Genomic DNA, 624 nt, shown 5'->3' with positions numbered 1-624 from the left:
TTGAGACCTTTGCAAAATTCCCCAAAATCCCCTAAATTTCCACCAAGACATTTAGGGGATTTTCCATGAGCACCTTCTTCCGGCAAACCGCCCAAGCCATGATTGCCAAACACATCGACCGTTTCCCACTATTGAAGTTGGATCAGGTGATTGATTGGCAGCCGATCGAACAGTACCTGAACCGTCAAAGAACCCGTTACCTCCGAGACCACCGCGGCCGTCCCGCCTACCCCCTGCTGTCCATGTTCAAAGCCGTCCTGCTCGGACAATGGCACAGTCTCTCCGATCCCGAACTCGAACACAGCCTCATCACCCGCATCGATTTCAACCTGTTTTGCCGCTTTGACGAACTAAGCATCCCCGATTACAGCACCTTATGCCGTTACCGCAACTGGCTGGCGCAAGACGACACCCTGTCCGAATTGCTGGAACTGATTAACCGACAACTGACCGCAAAAGGCCTAAAAATAGAGAAAGCATCCGCCGCCGTCGTTGACGCCACCATTATTCAGACCGCCGGCAGCACACAGCGTCAGGCCATAGAAGTTGACGAAGAAGGACAAGTCAGCGGCCAAACCACACCGAGTAAAGACAGCGATGCCTGTTGGATAAAGAAAAACGGTC

1 protein-coding gene is annotated in these 624 nt (G+C 52.6%); it reads left to right on the top strand.

What is annotated here, in order from left to right; genetic code table 11:
• Nucleotides 1-65: 65 nt before the first annotated feature.
• On the top strand, nucleotides 66-624 hold a 559-nt coding region (locus Q3O06_RS05365; RefSeq protein ID WP_301818003.1), incomplete at its 3' end, for a transposase.

It is taken from the genome of Neisseria maigaei (assembly GCF_958267405.1).
Taxonomy (GTDB): domain Bacteria; phylum Pseudomonadota; class Gammaproteobacteria; order Burkholderiales; family Neisseriaceae; genus Neisseria; species Neisseria bergeri.
The sequence above is the reverse complement of the archived record's forward strand: the minus strand, read 5'-3'. Positions and strand labels throughout refer to the sequence as shown.